At 37.3% G+C, this 6,551-nt stretch carries 7 protein-coding genes; 2 read left to right on the top strand and 5 right to left on the bottom strand.

Annotated elements, in window-relative coordinates; genetic code table 11:
• Positions 1-483: alpha-ketoglutarate-dependent dioxygenase AlkB family protein (locus tag ASG01_RS07595; RefSeq protein ID WP_185097230.1), on the top strand; the 483-nt coding region annotated here is incomplete at its 5' end.
• Here the strand turns inward: ASG01_RS07595 and ASG01_RS07600 are convergent.
• The 3 genes from ASG01_RS07600 to ASG01_RS07610 form a co-directional block, all read right to left on the bottom strand.
• Positions 459-1,544 carry a PAS domain-containing sensor histidine kinase gene (locus tag ASG01_RS07600; RefSeq protein WP_055862371.1) on the bottom strand — a complete coding sequence of 362 codons (1,086 nt, stop codon included), beginning with the start codon at positions 1,542-1,544 and terminating at the stop codon, positions 459-461. The genes ASG01_RS07595 and ASG01_RS07600 overlap by 25 nt on opposite strands.
• A 152-nt stretch (positions 1,545-1,696) precedes the next feature.
• Entirely contained in the window at positions 1,697-2,572 is an 876-nt protein-coding gene (locus ASG01_RS07605; protein WP_055862373.1) for a PAS domain-containing protein, read from the bottom strand.
• Positions 2,573-2,608: 36 nt separating this feature from the next.
• Positions 2,609-3,145 carry a hypothetical protein gene (locus ASG01_RS07610; RefSeq protein ID WP_055862375.1) on the bottom strand — a complete coding sequence of 179 codons (537 nt, stop codon included), beginning with the start codon at positions 3,143-3,145 and terminating at the stop codon, positions 2,609-2,611.
• Between the two features lie 484 nt (positions 3,146-3,629).
• On the opposite strand from ASG01_RS07610, the gene ASG01_RS07615 reads away from it, so the two are divergent.
• On the top strand, positions 3,630-4,724 hold the full coding sequence (locus ASG01_RS07615; protein ID WP_055862377.1) for an NAD(P)-dependent alcohol dehydrogenase: 1,095 nt from the start codon (positions 3,630-3,632) through the stop codon (positions 4,722-4,724).
• A 376-nt stretch (positions 4,725-5,100) separates the two neighbouring features.
• Here the strand turns inward: ASG01_RS07615 and ASG01_RS07620 are convergent, their stop codons facing one another.
• Both ASG01_RS07620 and ASG01_RS07625 read right to left on the bottom strand, forming a co-directional pair.
• Positions 5,101-5,889 (bottom strand): hypothetical protein, encoded by a 789-nt coding sequence (locus tag ASG01_RS07620; protein WP_055862379.1) that lies wholly within the window; start codon positions 5,887-5,889, stop codon positions 5,101-5,103.
• A 268-nt stretch (positions 5,890-6,157) separates the two neighbouring features.
• The coding region (locus ASG01_RS07625; protein ID WP_238584525.1) for a S41 family peptidase at positions 6,158-6,551 on the bottom strand (394 nt) is incomplete at its 5' end.

Here is a 6,551-nt window from a genome sequence, read left to right on the forward strand (position 1 = left end):
GGTGATAAGGCTACTTCAAACCGGTTGGGTGGAAAAGAATGTGAGGTGAACGACTGGACTCCTGAATTGTTGGCTCTGAAGAATCGCATCGAGAATGTTTTCGGGCTAAAATTTAATTCTGTGCTGCTTAATTTATACCGTGATAATAACGATTCCGTAGCTTGGCATACAGATAAAGACAGTAGATTTGGTGAGCGGCCTGTGATTGCCTCATTAAGTTTAGGGCAAACCCGGAAGTTTGATTTCAGAAAGAAAGACCATCATCAAAGCAGGTATTCGATTCCACTGCCTGAAGGATCGCTGCTGCTCATGAAGGGCAATCTTCAGGAGTATTGGGAGCACCGTATCGCAAAATCGAGCTTACCGATGAAAGAGCGGATTAATCTGTATGTTTCTAGCCTAAAATTCTTTAAAATTAAAAGTGCATATTATTCAATCTGCGCCATCATAAAATTTATTTACTTCAATGGTAACTCGAAGTAAAACGTTGAACCTATGCCCAATTCACTTTCAGCCCAGATTTTGCCTCCATGTGCTTCTATAATTTCTGCACTAAGATAAAGACCGATACCAAAGCCGCCAATGATACTTTCCTGTTCAACTCGATAATATCTTTCAAAAAGCCTTTCAAGATTTTCAGCCTTAATTCCTATTCCTTCATCTTTTACACTTACTCTTATTTTGTTATCTAACTTTTCAAGTGAAATTTGAATAGTACTTCCATTTAAAGAATATTTAACGGCATTTCCTACTAAATTGTTTACTACCTGTGAAATTTTCAGCCGGTCGGCGGTGAGCTCTATTTCCTGTTGTGCAGGAAACATAATATGATGATTTGAATATTGGATTTCATAGTCTGCTTTCATCTCCTCCATAAGATCTGAAAAGTCAAACTGAACAGTATCGATATGCAATTTACCGGACTCGAGCCTTGAGATATTCAAAAACCCATTAATCATATCGGTCATATTTTTAACCTGTTTCAGACTTTGTGTGCACGCTTTCTTTAAAAACTCTTCTTCGGCATTTGCAGCTTTTCGGAGAATGAGCTGTAAATAGGTGTTGATCGAAGTCAGGAATGTCTTTAGTTCATGTGACACCATACTGATGAAATCATTTTTTCTCTGTTCCTCTTCTTTTAACCCCTGGATATCTGTAGTAGAACCAATCCACATCGTGATATTACCATCTTCATCGATAATTGGTGATGCGATATTTAAGTGCCAGATGTATTCTCCCTGAAGGTTTTTAAAACGCATCTCAGAAATATGAGGTTTGCAGGTAAGTGCAGCATCTGCCAAACCTTCCTGGAATTTTTCAATTTCATCAGGGTGCATCATCTGATGGTATCCGAAGTCCTGTAAATCCTCAAAATTCATTCTCGCAAACTCTAACCAGGTCTGGTTGAAAAAAGTCACTTCCTCAGTTGGTAAGGCATTGGATATTTTGGAAGGAACAAGATCTGCCAGCATTTTAAAATATGCTTCACTTTTTTCTACCTGTTTGCGTGCATTCACCTGTTCCGTCACGTCGGTAGCAACCACTAAAATATCAGCAACATGACCATCTGTATCGGAGACGGGCTGATAAACAACGTTAAAGAAAATCTCCTTAAGATCCTCACCATGTAAAAGTTCTGCTCTTATCTCATTTGCATAAAATGGATTTCCTGTGGAATAGACATCGTCCAGGAGACCTAAAAAGGTTGATCCTGAATTTCAGGAAGCGCTTCTGCCAATGTAAGCCCTATGATACTTTCGGTTTTGCCCCAGACCTCCAGAATTTTTTTATTTGCAGATTCAATGATGAAATTTCTCCCTCTTAAAAGACCGATAGCAACAGGCGCTTTCTGAAATACATATTTAAATCTGGATTCACTTTTTGACAGTTGATTGATAAGGACTGACAGCTGATCATTAGCTTTCGAAAGTTGATTTGTGTACTTCTCCAATTGACGTTGGGCGTGAACCCGGTCTGTGATTTCAAAAGACATCACCAAAACTCCGTCCCGTTTTCCATCTAATCCCGTTAGAGGCTGGTAGGTATAATCTACAAATGTTTCTCTGATGGTTCCGTCTGATTCTGTAAATATGACCGGACTTTCTTTCACATCAATAATTTCCCCGGTCTCCATCACCTTTCTTAACTGTCCGGCAAAAGGCTGATCAGCAAGATCCGGCAATATCTCTAAGAAGGGTTTTCCGATAACCTCATCCCTTGTTTTTTTCCAATAGGAGAGATTGGAATCATTTATCATTTCAACAATGAGATTATCATAGCGTATGATCACAACAGATGCCGGAAGCATATTAATGATCTGATTCAGATTATTACTTGTCCTTTCTAAATGTAACTTATTAACAATTTCATGGGTTACTTCGGAAGTGAAAATAATAACGCCGTCAATGGCTCCGTCTTCATTCGTACGGGGAACAATTCTGTATGAGAAATACCGCTCCTCAATTTTATTAATCTCAATATTGGAAAGGGGTACAAGATCATCCGTAAAAGTGAGTGAAATGCCCTCGTTATATACTCGGTGAAGTGATTTTTCTACTTTTGAACCGATCAATTCAGGGAATGCTTTTAAAAAAGGTTGTCCAATCAGTTATCTGCCAGGTACCAAAGTTCGATAGGTCGCATTGACAAGCTCAAATACAAGTTCTTTTCCTGATAAGATAGCAGTACCGGTCGGAATTTCGCCCAAAAGATTGTTGACAGGATCTTCTTCCGATATCTCAACTTCATTGCTTGTTTTATCAACAGTATGTTCAGTACTTTCAGTAAACCATATCGCCACCATGCTCACGTCATCATGGTCATTTCTGATAGGTGCATATAAAGGGCTAAGTAGGATCTCCGTTTTTTTATCGTTAGGGTCGAGAATTACTGTTACATCGCTACCTTTAAACGAATCCTTCTGTATAACAACTTTTGAAATGAGAAAACGATCAGCAGTAAATTTGCTATTAAGCAATTCCTGAAGTTCTACCTCTGCAACATCAGAGGATGTTGAAATATCAAAAAGCTTAAGAAAATTGTCATTATAAATTTCAATTAAACCTGAATCTACATTTACAATGCAGACCGCGATTGGTGTGTGCTGAACGAGGTTCTGTAGTATACGGATGCCTATTAATTTCATGGTAATCCTTGATAATACGAAGATATGTTAATCTTTTATAAATAGGAATAATAACAGATTCCAGTACCAGTATTTGATGCCATGATACAAAATTTCCACGCAGCTGAATATATATAGTGACATAGCAATTGTGGAATCTTATCGATCTAAAAAGATTATTATTTGCAAGCTTTCAAAATCTAAATTTTGAAAAATATGAGAATCAATGATTTTTGACTTAATTCATAGCCTGAAATCCATCAGTGAAGTTATAATCAAGAGAATGATACGCTGACAGTTAATGTCCTTTTGAGATACGGAAGCATTAATGTCAACATTGTTCATTTTATACTGAATAAAGCTGATGATCGATTTATTTGAGGTATTTAGCTCACTCTCTAAATCTATAAAAAATGTATACTTTTTGTACCTGATATATTATATGCCGATTGTCTGATATTGGTCTGAATCTTGTCAGCTTTTTTTACACCAAATCAAAAATAAAATGGAGAAAAAAGTAATCAACAACGACACAACATTTACAGTGAAAGGCTTTGGCGCTTCTGGGAATCTGATTAACGGCAAAACGTTAAAAGAGATCGACGTTGTTCGCGAAAAGCCAAAAGACAATGAAGTACTCATCGAAGTGCTATATTGTGGAGTCTGTCACAGTGACATCCATCAAGTAAACAACGACTGGAAAAACACGCGCTATCCCTGCGTTCCTGGTCATGAGGTAGTTGGTAAAATTATCGAAACAGGCTCAGGAGTTAATGATTTTAAGACAGGACAGATCGTCGGTGTAGGTTGCATGATTGATAGTTGTCAAACCTGTGAACCGTGTAGAAATGGTGAGGAGCAGTTCTGCCTGGGTGAGCATGGCGCAACCATGACCTACAACGGTTATTTCAATGACCCGGAATCTGATTATAATACCTTTGGAGGTTACTCCAGTCACATTGTGGTTAATAAAGAATTTTTGCTTACCCTTCCTGATAAACTGGATCTGTCACGGACAGCACCGATTCTTTGTGCGGGAATCACCACCTACAGTCCGCTGAAAAATGCCGGAGTAAAAAGTGGTTCCAGAGTAGCCATTGTAGGGATTGGTGGTTTGGGACACATGGCGGTCCAGATTGCCAAGGCTATGGGGGCAGAGGTTACCGCCATTACCACCAAAAGGGAAAAGCGCGAGGAAGCCCTGAAGCTTGGAGCAGACCGTGTGCTGATCTCGGAAGATAAAAAAGAAATGGAAGCTAATGAACTGGCTTTTGATTTTATCCTCATTACCATTCCTTCAGAATTTGATATCAACCTGTACGTTCCGCTTTTAGGGGTAAAAGGCTCGCTGGTTACAGTGGGGCTTTTGGGTGAGTATGAGAAACCTCTTAATAATATGGAAGTGGCGAAATTCAACCGTTCTGTTGGGGGATCGCTTATTGGAGGAATCAAAGAAACCCAGGAAGTATTGGATTTCTGTGCGGAACACGACATTGCTCCGGAAGTGCAGATGATTAGAATTGAAGAGATTAACGAGGCATTCGACAAAATAAAAAATGAGGAGGTTCGCTTCCGTTATGTAATAGATATGGCGAATTGACTTTTTAAAAATAAAGAGTTTTTTACACAGAGATTTAATAATGATCCCGCTCTTTAGCGGGATTTTTTATGAAACACATCAAAAAGACAATTTTGAAATTCGAAAGCGAATTAAATGTTTAAAAAAAACGCTTTTATCTATAACACTTCGATTTATGCCAAATATAAAAGTTGAATTATTTCTTAGGGCTCTTATCTCATAACAACAAATTTTCATGTTTATGGAATTGGCCAAATGTTATCTCCATGAGAAAAAAGGAAATCAATTTCGTTAATCAGAAAAGGTGATCCAATGCAAATGAATTGTCATGAAGATTGAGGTTATGAGCCAAAGACAATTGTACATCGGACAGTAATATTATTAACTGGCAGGTATATTAAAAGTCTTCGAAGGATAGTAAAAGTAAATATTCTTTTGATGCGTACTGCGGAACATCGTATTTATTTAAACTCAAATTTCTCTTGATCATTTTCTCAATTTCTTTATCCCTGAAGCCTACTTTTTTGATGGGTACAATCTTTGAAATTTTTAAATTTTCATCCAGTACGACTTTGTAAAAACCGACATTTTCAGATGGTTTGCCAATATTGAGTTTAGTGAAATCAGACTCAGGATAATTTGTTTTATCGTTTAATCTCAATGTCTTGTCATTGAAATTTAAAAATATATGATTAGAAAAGCTCTTTTTGTGTTTTTCAATATTGGAGAACAAATTGGAATATGTGTTAATAAGTTCTTCATTATCATTTACCTTATTTTCTTCTGCTGATAAAGGAATTAGCCGAGTGCATTGGCTTCCCCAAAACTCGCCGTTCGAATTTTTTTTGAGAACAATGATATATCGTTCTCCTTTCTGAATAAATAAGTCACAACTTCCAAAATAACGATCATCATCATTAGCCATAGTAGCCTTTCCGTACATATTCAGAACATCAAACTCAGTTCCTTTATAGAGTTTTTCAAAGACTAATTCAGCTATATATGTGCTTCGTTTTAAATCATTGTCAAATCGGAGGTCTTTAGTATCGTACGTTTTTTTTACTGTAACAATACCCGCGAAATCTGCATCAAGATACTCTTGAGCGAGATTATTATAAATGCATGAACATGCAAAGCTTTTTAACGAGCAAAATAATAAAATGAGTATGAGTATTCTGTTTTTCATTTATCCGGTGGTTTTTGATAGTTATAGCTAACGATTTGCAGATTCAAATAGATGCGGATTTCATCGCACGAAATCAGCATAGATCCATCGTAAATGTACTAAAATAGTCCTTTCCCCGAACAGATTGTGAGAATAAATGGCTGAAAAAGTTTTAGAAGTCCAGTAATATTATGCAAAATTGATATCAGTCTGCTGGTATTATAACCCTAGAATTAGTCTATCTGCCTTTATAATCTTGCAGTATCGTAATTGAGCACTATTTTCTAGTTTATTTCTTCTGATCTATGAGTTCCAGTGCTTTCAGCAGAAGCAGATCCTGATTATCTCTAATACTCTCAACGGTGGGACGTACGACAATGTCAGGCTGAATACCGATTCGCTGGGTTTCATCACCATTTGGATAATAAATGCCCAGTCCGGAAAAAATAAGTTCGCTTCCGTCCGTCATTTTAATGGAGGTCTTATTCCCGTCCGCCCCTGCAGTCTGACTTCCTACAAAAATGACCTTGGGAACTTTTTTGAATATCATTGCCCAGAGTTCAGCTGCACTCTGTGTGTACTCATTGATTAAGACAACAACCTGACCTTTGTAGGCATTTGGATTATTCTTACCCGCAAATTTGTAGGTTTTGTCAATGATGTTATCGATAAAGCAGAATTTG

Origin of the sequence: Chryseobacterium sp. Leaf180 (assembly GCF_001424585.1) — a bacterium.
Lineage (GTDB): Bacteria > Bacteroidota > Bacteroidia > Flavobacteriales > Weeksellaceae > Chryseobacterium.